Raw genomic sequence first — 16,400 nt, forward strand, 5'->3', positions numbered from 1 at the left:
ATAAACCTGATGCCATTGCGCCAGCGTCTCGAAAACCTGCCGGTCGGCCAAAAACTACTGGCCGCCCTGCTGGTGCTGTTGACCACGGTCCTGCTGGTCGCCAACCTGACCTTTATCAGCGCCGCCTATTACATCTCTCAGGAAAGCATGGCACCACAGGCCTTGCAGACCATCGGCCGGCTGATTTCCAACCCGAGCCTGGTCAGCGAAGCCCTGCAATCGCCGCAAAGCGCCGAGCGTCTGCTCAAAGAACTCGACAGTTACTCGCCGCTGCGCGCCGCCGCGCTGTATGACGGCAAGGGCGAACGCCTGGCGCAAGTCCAGCACGGCGACAAACTCAACCTGCCGGAACGCTATCGGCACATCGAAGCGTGGCAACTGACCGAGTTTCGCAGCAACCAGTTGATCACCCTGCCCCGCCCTGGCACCGCGCCGGGCCACTTGTTGCTGGTCGCCAGCAGCGAGCTGCCAATGGCGTTCTACACCGGCACCCTGACCGCGAGCCTCGGCATCCTGATTTTCAGCGTGCTGCTGTGGCTGGTCATTGCCCGGCAGATCAAACGCCTGATCACTCGGCCGATTCATCAGCTTGAGGAGTTGTCGCGCCAGGTCACCCGCGAAGAGAACTACGCCCTGCGCGCCTCGCGCGGCAATCATGACGAGATCGGTAGCCTCGCCGAGGCGTTCAACACCATGCTCTCGCGCATCGAAGCCCGTGAGCAGCAACTCAAACGCGCCCGCGATGACTCGCAAGCGGCTTACGATCAGGCTCAGGGGCTGGCTGAGGAAACCCGCCACACCAACCGCAAGCTGGAACTGGAAGTCCAGGTGCGCAGCAAAATCGAAAAGAAGCTCACCGGTTTCCAGAACTACCTCAACAGCATCATCGACTCGATGCCCTCGGCGCTGATCGCCCTCGACGAGCAGCTTTACGTCACCCAGTGGAATCAGGAGGCCAGCGCCCTCTCCGGTACGCGGCTGGACGAAGCACTGAACCAGCCGATCTTCCTCGCCTTCGAACCACTCAAACCGTTTCTGCCGCAACTCAAGCAGACCGTCGAACAGCACACCGTGGCGAAAATCGAGCGAGTCACATGGTTCAAGGATGAGGAGCCCAAGCATTACGCGCTAACGTTCTACCCGCTGATGGGTGGCGCCGGGCGGGGTGTGGTGATCCGCATCGATGACATCACCCAGCGTCTGTCGCTGGAAGAAATGATGGTGCAGTCGGAAAAAATGCTCTCGGTCGGTGGCCTCGCCGCCGGCATGGCTCATGAAATCAACAACCCGCTCGGCGCGATCCTGCACAACGTGCAGAACATTCGCCGGCGTCTGTCCGCCGAGCTGCCGAAGAACCTCGAAACCGCCGAGCAACTGGGCATCGAGCTGGACACGGTGAACCGCTACCTGCAGGGCCGCGAAGTGCCGCAACTGCTCGATGGCATTCAGCAGGCCGGCGCCCGCGCGGCAAAAATCGTCACCCACATGCTCAGTTTCAGTCGTCGCAGCACCCGGCAAATGGCGCCGTGCGATCTGCCGGCACTGATCGATCAAGCCGTGGAAATCGCCGGCAACGACTTCGACCTGGCCATCGGCTTCGACTTCAAGGGCCAGGCGATCATCCGCCAGTTCGACCCGGCGCTCGGTCCGGTGCCGGGCACCGCCAACGAACTCGAGCAAGTGCTGCTCAACCTGTTGAAAAACGCTGCACAGGCTATCCATCAGCGTGAAGACGACAGCGAACCGGGGCGGATCATCCTGCGCACCAAGCTCAATCCGCCGTGGGCCGAAATTCAGGTCGAGGACAACGGTATCGGCATGAGCGAGAACGTACGTAAGCGCACCTTCGAGCCATTCTTCACCACCAAGGAAATCGGCCAGGGCACCGGACTTGGCTTGTCGGTGTCGTACTTCATCATTACCAACAATCACAAAGGGCAGATGGAGGTGCAGTCAGCACCGGGCCAGGGCACCTGTTTCACCTTGCGCCTGCCGCTGACGCAACCGCTGCCCATCGCTGCCGAAACCAATCCATTATCGAGGTAACCCATGGGCTTTCGCCTGTCGAAAATCTACACCCGCACCGGTGATAAAGGCGAAACCGGCCTGGGCGACGGCCGCCGCGTGCCGAAGGACCACCCACGCATCGAGGCCATTGGCGAGGTCGATACGCTGAACAGTCAGGTCGGCGTGTTATTGGCCGGGTTGCTGGCCGAGCGCGACACGTTTCCGGGGCTGAATGAACTGATCGAGGTGTTGGCGCCTTGTCAGCATCGGTTGTTTGACCTGGGTGGTGAGCTGGCGATGCCGGAATATAAGGCGTTGAATGCGGCGGAAATCGAGCGTCTGGAAGCAGCGATCGATGTGTGGAATGAGGAACTGGGGCCGCTGGAGAATTTCATTTTACCGGGCGGTTCGATGCTGATTGCGCAGGCACACGTTTGCCGCAGCCTGGCGCGCAGTGCCGAGCGGCGTTGTCAGCACTTGAATGGGCTGGAGCCGTTGGCCGGAGTGGGTCTGGCGTATATCAATCGGTTGTCAGATTTGTTGTTTGTCGCGGCGCGGTTGATTGCGCGGCGGCAGGGGATTGCGGAGATTTTGTGGCAACCGGCGGTAAAGCCTGCAGAAATCTAGCGCCTGAAAGATCGCCTTCGCGAGCAGGCTCGCTCCCACATTTGATTGCATTCCAACTGAAGAAATCCGATCAACTGTGGGAGCGAGCCTGCTCGCGAAGAGGCCAGCAGCTTTTACAACGAATCAGGCCAGAACGCGCGAATCCCCGCCACGCCTTGCGCACCAACGCCCCAGGCTTTTTCGCGCTCCGCCGGGCCAACCCCGCCCAACAGAAACACCGGTTTGCTGAAACCTTCGGTCAACGCCTCAGCCTGCTCCCAGCCCAACGGCTGCGCATCCGGATGGGTCAAGGTCGGCTGCACCGGCGACAGCGTGACGAAATCCACGCCCATCTGCTCGGCCAGCGCCAGCTCTTCAGCGTTGTGGCACGACGCAGCGAGCCAGCGCTCCGCCGGCAACGGCCGCCCCGCCGCCGCGTATTTACGCAACTGTGCAGAGGTGATGTGCCATCCGGCAGACGGAAAATCGCCGAGCCATTCGAACGGCCCCTTGATCATCAACTGCGCTTTGCCGGCACACAGGCCGGCCGCGTCGACCGCCAGATCGCGGTATTTGGGATCGTAACCGTTCGGCGCGCGCAACTGGATCAGTTTGATCCCGCCGGCAATTGCCTTCTGGATCCCGCGCAGCAGCGCCGGGGTTTCCAGGTCTTCCGGGGTAATCAGGTACTCCGCCGGCAGACGCGCGGCCGCGACGATCGGCTGGTTGGCGGCCGGGAATTCGTAGTTCGCCAGCTCTTTGGCGGTCACCCAGGCCAAAGGCTGACCTTCGGCACCGTGCGGCTCGCCGGTGAATGCCGACACTTCCCAGACATCCAGCAATACCTGCTTGTCCGGGTAATCATGGCGCACTTTGATCAGCGGTCGGGCGGCGCCAACGACGATGCCCAACTCTTCGTGCAGCTCTCGGGCGAGCGCGGTTTCAACCGACTCATCCGCCTCGACCTTACCGCCGGGAAACTCCCACAGACCACCCTGGTGCTGGGTATCGGCGCGGCGGGCGATGAGGATTTTGCCACTGCTGTCACGAATGACCGCAGCGGCGACGTGTACACGTTTCACGGATTCAGTTCCTCCAGTCCAGCCTTTTGCCATGCCTTGAAGGCCGGCCATTGGTAGACGGTTTCAACATACGCTTCGTCGGCGGCCGGCAGCTGTACCTGATAAGTACGCAGACGCACGGCAATCGGCGCGAAGAAGGCATCGGCCAGACTCACCCGGCCAAACAGATACGGACCGCTCTCGGTGGCGGCGGCGCGACATTCGGCCCACAGCGCGAGCATGCGTTCGATATCAACCTTCACTTCCGGCGGCACTGGGTTCAGCGGTGCGTCGTGGCTCAGATTGAACGGCATGTGATTGCGCATGGCGAAGAAACCGCTGTGCATCTGGGCGCAGGCGGACCGGGCCTGGGCGCGGGCGAAAATATCGGTCGGCCAGAGTTGCTCGGACGGGAACTGCTCGGCGAGGTATTCGGCGATGGCCAGCGAGTCGGCGATGGTCCCGCGTGCGGTTTGCAACAACGGCACCTTGGCGGTCGGCGAATGTTTGAGCAAAAGTTCGCGGGTATCGGGCTTGCCGAGTTTGATCAGCTCTTCGCTGTAGGGTGCGCCGGTCAGCTCAAGCGCCAGTGCGGCGCGCAGGGACCAGGAGGAAAGCAGTTTGTCGCCGATGATCAGGTGCAAGGACATGGGTGTGGCGCCTTTTCGTCAGTGGAGAAACCTGGAGACTTGCATTCTTCGAGCTGCCGTCTTCGCGAGCAGGCTCGCTCCCACATTGGATCGTGTTGCCACAAATCCCCTGTGGGAGCGAGCCTGCTCGCGAAAGAAGCGACCCGGTCTTGGATCAGGTGCGGTATTCGGCGTTGATCTTCACATACTCATGCGACAGGTCGGTGGTCCAGATGGTTTCGCTGCAATCGCCGCGACCCAATTCGATACGGATGGTGATCTCTTCCTGCTGCATCACCGCCGAGCCCTGCGCTTCAGTGTAGGTCGCCGCACGGGCGCCACGGCTGGCGATGCACACGTCGCCGAGGAACACGTCGATCTTGCTCACGTCCAGATCCGGCACGCCAGCACGGCCGACGGCAGCCAGAATACGGCCCCAGTTCGGGTCAGAGGCGAACAGCGCGGTCTTGATCAGCGGCGAGTGGGCCACGGTATAACCGACGTCGAGGCATTCCTGATGGTTACCGCCACCGTTGACTTCAACGGTCACGAACTTGGTCGCGCCCTCGCCATCACGCACGATGGCCTGGGCTACGTCCATGCACACTTCGAATACCGCTTGCTTCAACTTGGCGAACAATTCGCCTTCAGCGCGGGTGATTTCCGGCAATGCAGCTTTGCCCGTGGCGATCAGCATGCAGCAGTCGTTGGTCGAAGTGTCGCCGTCGATGGTGATGCGGTTGAACGACTTGTTGGCGCCGTCGAGCATCAGGTTGTGCAGCACTTCGCGGGAGACTTTGGCGTCGGTCGCGATGTAGCCGAGCATGGTCGCCATGTTCGGGCGGATCATGCCCGCGCCTTTGCTGATGCCGGTGACCGTGATGGTCACACCGTCGTGCTCGAACTGGCGGCTGGCGCCCTTCGGCAAGGTATCGGTGGTCATGATGCCGGTGGCAGCGGCTTCCCAGTTGTTTTCCGACAAATCGTCCAGCGCCGCTTGCAGTGCGCCTTCGATCTTCTCGACTGGCAGCGGCTCGCCGATCACACCGGTGGAGTACGGCAGGATCTGATCAGCAGCAACGCCGGTCAGTTCGGCCAGTTTGGCAGTGGTGCGCTCGGCAGCGGCCAGGCCTGGCTCGCCAGTACCGGCATTGGCGTTGCCAGTGTTGGTCAGCAGGTAGCGCACAGCGTTCTGCACGCGTTTTTTCGCCAGAATCACCGGTGCGGCACAAAAGGCGTTCAAGGTGAACACGCCCGCCACAGTCGAACCTTCGGCGCAGCGCATCACCACGACATCTTTGCGCCCCGGGCGCTTGATGCCGGCCGAGGCGATACCGAGTTCAAAACCGGCAACCGGGTGCAACGTTGGCAAAGGACCAAGACCAACAGCCATGAATGCGCTCCTTACTCAATGATGTCAGCACCGTCACTCGCAGCGACGGTGGTTTAAATGGCAAAACGCCGCGACGGCAGAAGCCGGTCGCGGCGCGGGTATTTCAGCGATTGAAACGGGTTTTACTGGATCTGCCCGTGGCAATGCTTGAATTTCTTGCCCGAACCGCAATAGCACAGTTCGTTACGGCCCAGCTTCTGCTCGTTGCGAACCGGGGCGGTGGCGAGGGCCACATCGACCTCTTCACCCACCAGGGCTTCCGGCTGCTCCAGACCTGGCGCTTCGGCGTGTTCGAACTGCATGCGGGCGGCCAGTGCTTCGGCTTCCTGACGCAGACGTTGCTCTTCGGCTTCCGGATCTTCGCGGCGCACCTGAACGTGCGACAGCACACGGATCGAGTCACGCTTGATCGAATCCAGCAGCTCGGAGAACAGCGTGAACGACTCGCGCTTGTATTCCTGCTTCGGGTTCTTCTGGGCGTAGCCACGCAGATGGATACCGTGACGCAGGTGGTCCATGGTCGACAGGTGGTCTTTCCACAGGTCGTCGAGTACGCGCAGGACGATTTGTTTCTCGAACGAGCGCAGTGCGTCGGCACCGGCCTGGTCTTCTTTCTCGTTGTACGCCGCCATCAGCTCGGTCATGAGCTTCTCGCGCAGGGTTTCTTCGTACAGGTGATCGTCTTCGTCGAGCCATTGCTGGATCGGCAGTGTCACGCCGAAATCGCTGGCAATCGACGCTTCCAGACCGGCAACGTCCCACTGCTCTGGCAGCGATTGCGGCGGAATGTGGGCGCTGACGGTGGCGTTGAGCACGTCCTGACGGAAGTCGGCAATGGTTTCACCGATGTTGTCGGCAGCCAGCAACGTGTTACGCATGTGATAAATCACTTTACGCTGTTCGTTGTTGACGTCGTCGAACTCGAGCAGTTGCTTACGGATGTCGAAGTTACGACCTTCAACCTTGCGTTGCGCCTTCTCGATCGCGTTGGTCACCATGCGGTGCTCGATCGCTTCGCCCGGCTGCATGCCCAGGGCTTTCATGAAGTTCTTCACCCGGTCAGAGGCGAAAATGCGCATCAGGCTGTCTTCCAGCGACAGGTAGAAGCGGCTGGAACCGGCGTCACCCTGACGGCCGGCACGACCACGCAGCTGGTTGTCGATACGACGCGATTCGTGACGCTCGGAAGCAATCACCTGCAGACCGCCGGACTCCAGCACTTGCTGGTGACGCTTCTGCCAGTCGGCCTTGATCTGGGCAATCTGCTCAGGCGTCGGGTCTTCCAGCGACGCGACTTCAACTTCCCAGTTACCGCCCAACAGGATGTCGGTACCACGACCGGCCATGTTGGTGGCGATGGTCAGTGCACCCGGACGACCGGCCTGCGCGATGATCTCGGCTTCTTTTTCGTGGAACTTGGCGTTCAGAACCTTGTGTTCAATGCCTTCCTTCACGAGCAATGCGGACATGTGCTCGGAGGTTTCGATGGTCGCAGTACCCACCAGCACCGGACGGCCGGCCGCCATGCTTTCCTTGATGTCCGCAACGATGGCCGCGTACTTCTCTTCGGCGGTCAGGAACACCAGGTCGTTGAAGTCTTTACGCGCCAACGGTTTGTTCGGCGGGATGACCATCACTTCCAGACCATAGATCTGGTGGAATTCGAACGCTTCGGTGTCGGCGGTACCGGTCATGCCGGACAGCTTGGTGTACAGACGGAAGTAGTTCTGGAAGGTGGTCGAGGCCAGGGTCTGGCTCTCGGCCTGGATGTTCAGGCCTTCTTTGGCTTCGATGGCCTGATGCAGGCCTTCGGACAGACGACGGCCGGGCATGGTACGACCGGTGTGTTCGTCGACCAGTACAACCTGGCCATCCTGCACGATGTATTCGATGTTGCGATTGAACAGCTTGTGCGCACGCAGACCGGCATACACGTGGGTCAGCAGGCCCAGGTTGTGTGCCGAGTACAGGCTCTCGCCTTCAGCCAGCAGGCCGACGCGGGTGAGCATGTCTTCGATGAACTGGTGACCGGCCTCGTTGAGTTCGACCTGACGGGTCTTCTCGTCAACGGTGTAGTGGCCAGCCTTGGTGACTTCGCCTTCGACTTCTTCAACGTGCAGTTCCAGCTGCGGGATCAGCTTGTTGATCTCCATGTACAGCTTGGAGCTGTCCTCGGCCTGACCGGAAATGATCAGCGGGGTACGCGCTTCGTCGATGAGGATGGAGTCGACTTCGTCGATCACGGCAAAGTTGAGTTCGCGCTGGAATTTTTCTTCCATGCTGAACGCCATGTTGTCGCGCAGGTAGTCGAAACCGAATTCGTTGTTGGTGCCGTAGGTGATGTCGGCGGCGTACGCCTGACGTTTCTCTTCCGGCGGCTGGAACGGCGTCACGACGCCGACGGTCAGGCCGAGGAATTCATACAGCGGGCGCATCCAGTTGGCGTCACGACGCGCCAGGTAATCGTTCACCGTCACAACGTGCACGCCCTTGCCGGACAGTGCGTTGAGGTAAACGCCCAGGGTCGCAACGAGGGTTTTACCCTCACCGGTGCGCATTTCGGCGATCTTGCCTTCATGCAAGGTCATGCCACCGACGAGTTGCACGTCGAAGTGGCGCATACCCATGATGCGCTTGCCGGCTTCGCGGGCGACCGCGAAGGCTTCTGGCAACAGCTTGTCGAGGGTTTCCCCTTTGGCGATGCGGGCCTTGAACTCATCGGTCTTGGCGCGCAATTGATCGTCCGAAAGGGCCACCATTTGCTCTTCGAAGGCATTGACGAGCTGCACCGTCTTGAGCATGCGTTTGACTTCACGCTCGTTCTTGCTTCCAAAAAGTTTCTTTAACAAAGGCGCAAACATATCGGCAGGATCTTCCACACTAAAGGGATGGAGGGCGGCCCCGTGAGCGTCGCCCGTGCAGCCCTCATGGCCGCATGCGAACGAGCATTCTACCCGGAAACGGAAGTGAGGAAAGTGGCGATGTTCCACGATGCTGGCACTGCGCTTTGACGGGGCTCACTTAAAATAGGGGCGTTTTGCTCAACTTCAAGTCATACAAGGCAGAAGTTAGTCGTTGATTTAATGGGTAAAGCGGGGGCAAAAGCAATGGGCGAGTGATTTCGGCCTTTCTGCTACCATGGCGTTTCTGTTATTTCAGGTGTTCGATCATGGCATTCCGCCCTCTTACGGCCAGAGCACCCGCCGTTCTCCTGCGCGAAGCCAAGCCGCTCAAAGCCATCCTCGGCCATGCCCAACGACTGGGGCATTTGCAGCGCCTGCTCGAAAGCCAGCTGCAACCCGCTGCCCGTGAACATTGCCATGTGGCGTCGTGGCGTGAAGGCAGTCTGTTGCTGATTGTCACCGATGGCCACTGGGCCACACGCCTGCGTTATCAGCAAAAACGCCTGCAGCGGCAATTGCAGATGTTCGATGAGTTCGCCAGTTTGACGCGGATTCTGTTCAAGGTGCAGCCGCCAACCGTTCAACGCGGAGCGGCCGGGCACACGATGGATTTGTCGACGGATGCAGCGGCGACGATTCAGGCCACGGCGGACGGGATCACTGATCCGGGTTTGCGTGCGGCGCTGGAGCGTCTGGCGGCGCACGCCAAGGCCAAAACCTGACTTCTATTCTGAATCTGCCTGCAATTCCAAAGTGGGAGCGAGCCTGCTCGCGAAGAGGTCGTGTCAGATAACATTAAAGTTGAATGACACACCGCTTTCGCGAGCAGGCTCGCTCCCACATTCAGATATTCAACAGTTCAGGATTAGCGGCGTTTGCTGCCACCGAGCAATGAGCCCATCAAGCCGCGCACCAATTGCTTGCCGAGGTTATTGGCCGCCTGGCGCATCGCCGACTTCAGTGCCTGCCCGGCAGCCGTCCCGAGAAACTCCCCAGCCCTGTCGGCCAGGCTCGGCTCTTCAGGCACAGGTTTGCCGGCTGGCACTTCGGCCTCCGGCGCCAGCCCTTTGCGCCCCATCAGAATTTCATACGCCGACTCGCGATCGATCGGCTTGTCATAGCGCCCTTTGAACGGCGAACCCGCGATCAGCATCGTACGTTCGGTCTCAGTCAACGGCCCGATCCGCGATTGCGGCGGCGCGACCAGCACGCGCTGAACCATTTCCGGCGTGCCTTTCTCGGTCAGCGTGCCGACCAGTGCCTCGCCAATCCCCAGTTCGGTCAACACCGACAAACTGTCGAACGCCGGATTTGGCCGGAAGCCGTCGGCCACCGCACGCAGGGATTTTTGCTCTTTGGCGGTAAACGCGCGCAAACCGTGCTGAATGCGTAAGCCAAGCTGCGCCAGCACATCATCGGGCAAGTCCGCCGGCGATTGCGTAACGAAGTACACGCCAACGCCTTTGGAACGGATCAGGCGCACCACTTGCTCAAGTCGCTCCTGCAAGGCCTTGGGCGTATCGCCGAACAACAAATGCGCCTCATCAAAAAACAGCGCCAGCAGCGGTTTGTCCGCATCGCCGCGCTCCGGCAACTGCTCGAACAACTCGGCCAGCAACCACAACAGGAACGTCGCGTAGACCTTCGGCGCCTCGTGCACCAGACGGCTGGCATCGAGCAAATGAATGCGCCCACGACCATCAGCTGTCGGTTGCAGAATGTCTTCAAGTTGCAGTGCCGGTTCGCCAAACAAGGCTTCGGCGCCCTGCTGCTCAAGGATCGCCAAGCGCCGCAACAGCGCTTGACTGGAACCGGTGGTCATCAGCGCCGCGTCTTCGCCCAAGAGCTGCGGATTGTCCTTGAGGTGATTGAGCAGCGCTTTCAGATCCTTCAAATCCAGCAGCAACAAGCCTTCGCGATCGGCGACCTTGAAGGCGGCGTAAAGCGCCGATTGCTGGCTGTCGGTCAGCTCCAGCAGGCTGCCGATCAATAACGGGCCCATTTCGCTCAAGGTGGTGCGCAATGGATGACCGGACTCACCGTGGATGTCCCACAAGGTCACCGGATAAGCCTGCGGTTTGAAGTTGAGCCACGGCATTCCGGCGATACGCTCGGCGACCTTGCCCTGCGGGTTGCCGGCAGCACCGAGGCCACACAGATCACCCTTGATGTCGGCGGCGAATACCGCCACGCCAGCGTCGCTGAACGCCTCGGCCAAACGCTGCAAGGTCACGGTTTTACCGGTCCCGGTGGCGCCGGCGACCAGTCCGTGGCGGTTCGCCAGGCGCATGGCCTGAGCAATCTGTTGCCCTGCGAGATCAGCGCCGATTACGAGTTGCGAGGAGTCAGGCATTTTGTCACCCAATGGTTAATCTTTGATTGCGCATGGCCGATAAAGGGGAGTGAGAGACCCTGACCACAAGTCAGGCCGGACATTTCCCTAAGGAGAGACGGAAATATCAGCTTTTTTTCACCCTTGCCCATTTTGCGCGCTTCTATAAAAGCACGCCCTGGACATTAAGACCTTAGCGGAACCCCAAGCCATGAACAAAAATCTGCGCTTCAGCCATAAAATTTTGCTTGCCGCCGCCCTCATCGTCATCGCCGCCTTCGCCTCGTTTACGTTGTACAACGACTGGTTGCAGCGCAATGCGATCCGCGATGACCTGAACAACTACCTCAATGAGATGGGCGAGGTCACTGCCGGCAATATCCAGACTTGGCTCAGCGGCCGCATCCTGCTGGTCGAGAATGCTGCCCAGAACCTCGCCATCAACCCGGAACCGGCCAACGTCGCCAGCCTGCTGGAACAGAAAGCCCTGACCTCGACGTTCATGGCTTCCTATCTCGGCGATGCCACGGGGCACTTCACCATCCGCCCGGACGCGAAGATGCCGGACGGTTTCGATCCACGGGTACGCCCTTGGTATAAAGGTGCCGAGAGCAGCAGCACCTCGACCCTGACCGAACCCTACATCGATGCCGCCACTGGCCAGTTGATCATTTCCATCGCCACCGCCTCGAAAAAGGCTGGCCAGAGCGTTGGCGTGGTCGGTGGTGACCTCAGCCTGCAATCGCTGGTCGACACCCTCGCCGCCCGTGATTTCGATGGTATGGGTTATGTGTTCCTGGTCAGCGCCGACGGCAAGATCCTCGTGCACCCGGACAAGGCCTTGGTGATGAAATCACTCAAAGAAGCCTATCCGCAGAACACCCCGCGCATCAGCAGCGACTTCAGTGAAGTCACCGTCGATGGCAAGACCCGCATCGTCACCTTCGCGCCGATCAAAGGCCTGCCGTCGGTGAACTGGTACATCGGCTTGTCGGTGGACAAAGATCAGGCTTTCGCCATGCTCAGCCAGTTCCGCACTTCGGCAGTGATTGCCACGGTAATTGCGGTGGCGATCATCATCGCGCTGCTCGGCATGCTGATCCGCCTGCTGATCCAGCCGTTGCACGTGATGACCCGCGCCATGGAAGACATCGCCGACGGCGAAGGCGATCTGACCAAACGCCTGACCATCGTCAATAACGATGAGTTCGGCATCCTTGGTACGGCCTTCAACCGTTTCGTCGAGCGTATTCACGGTTCGATCCGCGAAGTGTCTTCGGCGACCGGCCAGGTCAACGAAGTTGCCCTGCGCGTAGTCGCTGCGTCGAACTCGTCGATGTACAACTCTGATCAGCAAGCCTCGCGCACCAGCAGTGTGGCTGCGGCGATCAACCAACTCGGCGCCGCCGCGCAGGAAATCGCCCGCAACGCCGCCCAGGCTTCGAATCAGGCCAGCGACGCGCGCGGTCTGGCTGAAGACGGTCAGCAAGTGGTGGATCGCAGCATCAAGGCGATGAATCAACTGTCGAGCATGCTCAGCGCTTCGAGCAGCAACATCGAGTCGCTGAACAGCAAGACCGTGAACATCGGCCAGATTCTCGAAGTGATCACCAGCATTTCCCAGCAAACCAACCTGCTGGCGCTCAACGCGGCCATTGAAGCGGCACGTGCCGGTGAAGCCGGCCGGGGCTTTGCGGTGGTGGCGGATGAAGTGCGCAATCTGGCGCACCGCACCCAGGAATCGGCGCAACAGGTGCAGACCATGATCGAGGAGCTGCAAGTCGGCGCCCGTGAATCGGTGAGCACGATGAGCGACAGCCAGCGCCACAGTCAGGACAGCGTCGAAATCGCCAACCTTGCCGGGGAGCGCTTGAACAGCGTGACCCAGCGCATTAGCGAGATCGACGGGATGAACCAGTCGGTGGCCACCGCGACCGAAGAGCAGACGGCGGTGGTGGAGTCGATCAACGTCGACATCACCGAGATCAACACGCTGAACCAGGAAGGCGTGGAAAACTTGCAGGCGACGTTGCGCGCTTGCTCGGATCTGGAGCAGCAGGCTTCGCGGTTGAAACAGTTGGTGGGTAGTTTCCGCATCTGAAGATCAAAAGCTTTACCCCCTCACCCCAGCCCTCTCCCCCAGGGGGGCGAGGGGGGAAAGGGAGCCGAACTTCATGCTGTTCAGAACCTGAGTTCGACTGAAGACTTTCAGGTCGATGCATAAAACCCAAACACCTCGGTCAGTCCCCTCTCCCTCTGGGAGAGGGTTAGGGTGAGGGGCTCTTCCACTCTGAAGCTCTTCAGCTCTACCGCGCAATCCCGACCGAACATCTATTCTTGATAAAGGTCAACCAAGGGAGAACCACGCAGCGGAGGGCTGATCACCGTGCACATCGCCGACATCACCATGTTCTACGCCCCGGCCAGCGGGGGCGTGCGCACTTATCTGGATGCCAAACACCGCCGCCTGGGGATCAAACCCGGCACTCGCCACAGTCTGCTGATTCCTGGCGCGCACTTTGGCGAACACGACGGCGTTTACACGGTTCCCGCCCCCGCCCTGCCCTTCGGCAAAGGTTATCGCTTTCCTGTACGCCTCGCGCCATGGCGAAATGTCCTGCAGGGTTTGCAGCCCGATCTGATCGAAGTTGGCGATCCTTATCTGACTGCCTGGGCCGCACTGGACGCGCGGCGGCAACTGGACGTGCCGGTGATCGGCTTCTATCACTCGGATCTGCCGCTGCTGGTCGGCAATCGCATGGGCCATTGGGTCACACCGAATATCGAGGCCTATGTCACGCGGCTTTACGGCAACTTCGACCGCGTCTTGGCGCCCAGTCAGGTCATGGCTGACAAGCTCAGCGGACTCGGCGTGCGCAATGTCTTCGTGCAGCCTCTGGGCGTGGACCTGCAAACCTTTCATCCAGACGCGGGTGATCTCGACCTGCGCGCAGAACTGGGCATCACCGAGGACACGCGTCTGTTGATTTTCGCCGGGCGCGGTTCGAAAGAGAAAAACCTGCCGGTGCTGCTCAACTGCATGAAACGCCTTGGCCCGCTATATCACCTGCTGCTGGTCGGCTCATCGATGCCCGCCGCAGTGCCGGATAACGTCAGTGTGATCGATGAATTCTGCCCACCCTGGCGAGTGGCGCAATTGATGGCCAGTGCGGACGCGTTGGTCCATGCCGGCGATCAGGAAACCTTTGGCCTGGTGATTCTTGAAGCGATGGCCTGCGGCATCCCGGTGGTCGCGGTGGCCGCTGGGGCTTTCGAAGAAATCATCAGCGAGTCCTGCGGCCTGCTTTGTGCGCCGAACAACCCGCAAGCGATGGCCAATGCCGTGCGCGAACTGTTCAGTCGCGGCTGCGCAAAACTGGGTCAACAGGCACGCCAGCATGTCGAGCAACATTACGCATGGGACACGGTGGTCGACAGTCTGCTCGGTCACTACCACGCCGTCCTCGGCCACACACTGCCACGGGTGGCCAATGGCTGAAACCATGAATCAACCCGCCGTGTTGCTGGTGCTGCACGATGTGGCGCCGGCGACCTGGGCCGATTATCAGCCGTTTGTCGCAGCGGTCGACGCATTGGGCCCGGTGCCAATGACCTGGCTGGTGGTGCCGGATTTCCATCGGCGCAACGCCCTCGATGCTCACCCGGCGTTTCGCCGATTGCTTGCCGAGCGCGTTGCCCGGGGCGACGAACTGGCCCTGCACGGTTACTTTCATGATGACCAGGAACCCCGGCCGTCGAACCCGCGCGACTGGTTCATGCGCCGGGTCTACACCCATGAAGGCGAGTTCTATCATTTGTCCCGCGAGTCCGCTCTGGCCCGCCTGCGCACGGGCATCGATGTGTTTCAACGCTACGACTGGCCCCTGCACGGTTTCGTCGCCCCGGCCTGGCTAATGAGCGACGGCACCCGCCAGGCCCTGCGCGAGTTGCCGTTGAGCTACACCAGCGATCCGCAGCATCTCTATCGCTTGCCAGACTTTACCGCCATCAATGCCCCGGGTCTGGTCTGGAGTGCCCGCAGTGCCTGGCGCCGAGGCCTGTCAAAGTTAGTCTGCGAGCAACGTGAACAGCGTTGGCGCCAAGCGCCGGTGATTCGTCTAGGCTTGCACCCGGTGGACATGCGTCACCGTTTCTCCCGTGATTACTGGTTGAAAACCCTTGAACGACTGCTGATGGAAGGACGCGTACCGATGACTAAAATCGACTGGCTGGCGCAACAGCGCAGCCAATTGGAGCGCGCCGCATGAGTCGCGGCGTTCTGCTGCTGATCGGCCTGCTCGCGGCCGTGTTGATCCCGGTGATGCTCGGCGGCGGCGAAACCTGGGCGCGCCTGCAAAGTTTTCCGCTGCACTGGCTGCTGGTGATGTTCGGTATGATCCTGCTGTGCTGGGGGATCAATACCCTGCGTTTGCGTTTGCTGCTCGGTGATCAACGCGAGCGCGTCACGCCGCTGAAAAGTCTTGGCGTGGTCATGGCTGCCGAATTCGCCTACTGCGCGACACCCGGCGGCAGCGGTGGACCGCTGACGATCATGGCCCTGCTGGCCCGATCGGGCGTGCGCCCGGCGCGGGGCAGCGCCGTATTCGCCATGGATCAACTGAGTGACCTGCTGTTCTTTCTCTGCGCCCTGAGCGGGATTCTGATTTATGCGCTGTTTCAGCACCTCAGCGATCGGCTGGAGTGGCTGCTGACAGTCAGCGCAGTGTCGTTGTTTGGCGGCCTGTTCAGTTGCGTATTGCTCGCCCGTTATCACCGCGCGTTGATTCGCCTGAGCGGACGCCTGTTGGCGAGGATGAACGTCAAGGCCAGCACCCGACGCCGCTGGGCGCGCAAGTTGCTGCACTTTCTCGCCGCGTTCACCGACACCCTCAAGTTGCCCTGGCAGACGCTGATCAAGGTCTTCGCCCTGACGTGCGTGCATTGGTTGCTGCGTTACAGCGTGCTGTATCTGGCGTTGCGCGGACTGGGCGCGGACTTGCAGTGGGCGTGGAGTTTTCTGGTGCAGATGCTCTCGCTCGGCGCCGGGCAATTCAGCCTGCTGCCGGGCGGCGCGGGGGCGGCGGAGCTGACATCGGCCGCGTTGCTGGCGCCGATGGTGGGCAAATCCACCGCAGCGGCGGCGATCCTGATCTGGCGGGTGGTGACGTATTACTTTTATCTGCTGGTGGGTGGCCCGGTGTTTCTCTTGATGCTGGGGCGGCCTTTGCTAAGGAAACTCATGAAAGTGCGCCAAGCTTAAAAGATCGCCTGTTTCATCGTCCGATGCTGGTTTCACCTGCTCCCACAACTCGGCAGCGCCAGGAAACTCCGTGCCATCCTCCGGGCTCATGTCATCCGGGTCATAGCGGCTCAGGCAACCTTCGCCGAGGGTGGCGGGGGCTTTGGATGTGGCTTTGTCCAGCGGATCGCTCATGCGCTTTTCCTCGGTCAGAAACGGCGAAGGGCCTG

The 16,400-nt window shown here is 60.7% G+C and carries 13 protein-coding genes and 1 pseudogene; 8 read left to right on the plus strand and 6 right to left on the minus strand.

Features of this window, described 5'->3' with window-relative positions; all coding sequences use genetic code 11:
* Window positions 1–9: 9 nt before the first annotated feature.
* Both BK670_RS24545 and BK670_RS24550 read left to right on the plus strand, forming a co-directional pair.
* On the plus strand, window positions 10–2,046 hold the full coding sequence (locus BK670_RS24545) for a sensor histidine kinase (RefSeq protein WP_123453626.1): 2,037 nt from the start codon (window positions 10–12) through the stop codon (window positions 2,044–2,046).
* A gap of 3 nt (window positions 2,047–2,049) precedes the next feature.
* Window positions 2,050–2,634 carry a cob(I)yrinic acid a,c-diamide adenosyltransferase gene (locus tag BK670_RS24550; RefSeq protein ID WP_123453628.1) on the plus strand — a complete coding sequence of 195 codons (585 nt, stop codon included), beginning with the start codon at window positions 2,050–2,052 and terminating at the stop codon, window positions 2,632–2,634.
* A gap of 113 nt (window positions 2,635–2,747) precedes the next feature.
* On the opposite strand, the gene BK670_RS24555 is transcribed toward BK670_RS24550, so the two are convergent.
* The 4 genes from BK670_RS24555 to secA form a co-directional block, all read right to left on the minus strand.
* Window positions 2,748–3,695, minus strand: coding sequence for a Nudix family hydrolase (locus tag BK670_RS24555; RefSeq protein ID WP_123453630.1), 948 nt, complete (start codon window positions 3,693–3,695; stop codon window positions 2,748–2,750).
* Window positions 3,692–4,324, minus strand: a complete 633-nt coding sequence (locus tag BK670_RS24560) for a glutathione S-transferase family protein (RefSeq protein ID WP_123453632.1) — start codon at window positions 4,322–4,324, stop codon at window positions 3,692–3,694. Before BK670_RS24560 ends, BK670_RS24555 begins: the two co-directional genes overlap by 4 nt.
* Before the next feature lie 154 nt (window positions 4,325–4,478).
* Entirely contained in the window at window positions 4,479–5,696 is a 1,218-nt protein-coding gene (argJ, locus tag BK670_RS24565; protein ID WP_123453634.1) for a bifunctional glutamate N-acetyltransferase/amino-acid acetyltransferase ArgJ, read from the minus strand.
* Window positions 5,697–5,818: 122 nt separating this feature from the next.
* Window positions 5,819–8,557 carry a preprotein translocase subunit SecA gene (secA, locus tag BK670_RS24570; RefSeq protein WP_123453636.1) on the minus strand — a complete coding sequence of 913 codons (2,739 nt, stop codon included), beginning with the start codon at window positions 8,555–8,557 and terminating at the stop codon, window positions 5,819–5,821.
* Window positions 8,558–8,865: 308 nt separating this feature from the next.
* Here secA and BK670_RS24575 point away from each other — a divergent pair, with 308 nt between their 5' ends.
* The gene (locus tag BK670_RS24575) at window positions 8,866–9,321 is read left to right on the plus strand and encodes a DUF721 domain-containing protein (RefSeq protein ID WP_038366691.1); all 456 of its coding nucleotides are present in this window, start codon (window positions 8,866–8,868) and stop codon (window positions 9,319–9,321) included.
* 143 nt (window positions 9,322–9,464) lie between these two features.
* Here BK670_RS24575 and BK670_RS24580 read toward each other — a convergent pair whose 3' ends face one another.
* Window positions 9,465–10,952 carry a helicase HerA-like domain-containing protein gene (locus BK670_RS24580; RefSeq protein WP_123453958.1) on the minus strand — a complete coding sequence of 496 codons (1,488 nt, stop codon included), beginning with the start codon at window positions 10,950–10,952 and terminating at the stop codon, window positions 9,465–9,467.
* 190 nt (window positions 10,953–11,142) lie between these two features.
* Here BK670_RS24580 and BK670_RS30365 point away from each other — a divergent pair.
* From BK670_RS30365 to BK670_RS24600, 5 genes and pseudogenes are all read left to right on the plus strand, one after another.
* Window positions 11,143–12,174 (plus strand): annotated as a pseudogene (locus BK670_RS30365) (HAMP domain-containing protein); the annotation flags it as partial.
* A 93-nt stretch (window positions 12,175–12,267) separates the two neighbouring features.
* Window positions 12,268–13,032 (plus strand): methyl-accepting chemotaxis protein, encoded by a 765-nt coding sequence (locus BK670_RS30370; RefSeq protein ID WP_404942493.1) that lies wholly within the window; start codon window positions 12,268–12,270, stop codon window positions 13,030–13,032.
* Window positions 13,033–13,317: 285 nt separating this feature from the next.
* Window positions 13,318–14,430: an N-acetylglucosaminyl phosphatidylglycerol synthase gene (locus BK670_RS24590; protein WP_123453641.1), complete on the plus strand. Its 1,113-nt coding sequence runs from the start codon at window positions 13,318–13,320 to the stop codon at window positions 14,428–14,430.
* Window positions 14,423–15,199 carry an N-acetylglucosaminyl phosphatidylglycerol deacetylase gene (locus tag BK670_RS24595; protein ID WP_123453643.1) on the plus strand — a complete coding sequence of 259 codons (777 nt, stop codon included), beginning with the start codon at window positions 14,423–14,425 and terminating at the stop codon, window positions 15,197–15,199. The genes BK670_RS24590 and BK670_RS24595 overlap by 8 nt, the downstream gene beginning before the upstream one ends.
* Window positions 15,196–16,191: a glucosaminyl phosphatidylglycerol flippase gene (locus BK670_RS24600; RefSeq protein WP_123453645.1), complete on the plus strand. Its 996-nt coding sequence runs from the start codon at window positions 15,196–15,198 to the stop codon at window positions 16,189–16,191. Before BK670_RS24595 ends, BK670_RS24600 begins: the two co-directional genes overlap by 4 nt.
* Here the strand turns inward: BK670_RS24600 and BK670_RS24605 are convergent.
* Complete coding sequence (locus tag BK670_RS24605; protein ID WP_123453647.1) at window positions 16,159–16,365, minus strand: hypothetical protein; 207 nt, start codon at window positions 16,363–16,365, stop codon at window positions 16,159–16,161. The two genes, BK670_RS24600 and BK670_RS24605, sit on opposite strands and share 33 nt — an antisense overlap.
* Window positions 16,366–16,400: the final 35 nt, after the last annotated feature.

It is taken from the genome of Pseudomonas fluorescens, from assembly GCF_003732425.1.
GTDB lineage: Bacteria > Pseudomonadota > Gammaproteobacteria > Pseudomonadales > Pseudomonadaceae > Aquipseudomonas > Aquipseudomonas fluorescens_BE.

Bases quoted from the DNA above. Each gene is read 5' to 3' on its own strand.
- BK670_RS30370 (WP_404942493.1), top strand. From the start codon at position 12,268: ATGTACAACTCTGATCAGCAAGCCTCGCGCACCAGCAGTGTGGCTGCG.
- BK670_RS24575 (WP_038366691.1), top strand. From the start codon at position 8,866: ATGGCATTCCGCCCTCTTACGGCCAGAGCACCCGCCGTTCTCCTGCGC.
- argJ (WP_123453634.1), bottom strand. From the start codon at position 5,696: ATGGCTGTTGGTCTTGGTCCTTTGCCAACGTTGCACCCGGTTGCCGGT.
- secA (WP_123453636.1), bottom strand. From the start codon at position 8,557: ATGTTTGCGCCTTTGTTAAAGAAACTTTTTGGAAGCAAGAACGAGCGT.
- BK670_RS24550 (WP_123453628.1), top strand. From the start codon at position 2,050: ATGGGCTTTCGCCTGTCGAAAATCTACACCCGCACCGGTGATAAAGGC.
- BK670_RS24545 (WP_123453626.1), top strand. From the start codon at position 10: ATGCCATTGCGCCAGCGTCTCGAAAACCTGCCGGTCGGCCAAAAACTA.
- BK670_RS24595 (WP_123453643.1), top strand. From the start codon at position 14,423: ATGGCTGAAACCATGAATCAACCCGCCGTGTTGCTGGTGCTGCACGAT.
- BK670_RS24560 (WP_123453632.1), bottom strand. From the start codon at position 4,324: ATGTCCTTGCACCTGATCATCGGCGACAAACTGCTTTCCTCCTGGTCC.
- BK670_RS24600 (WP_123453645.1), top strand. From the start codon at position 15,196: ATGAGTCGCGGCGTTCTGCTGCTGATCGGCCTGCTCGCGGCCGTGTTG.
- BK670_RS24580 (WP_123453958.1), bottom strand. From the start codon at position 10,952: ATGCCTGACTCCTCGCAACTCGTAATCGGCGCTGATCTCGCAGGGCAA.
- BK670_RS24605 (WP_123453647.1), bottom strand. From the start codon at position 16,365: ATGAGCGATCCGCTGGACAAAGCCACATCCAAAGCCCCCGCCACCCTC.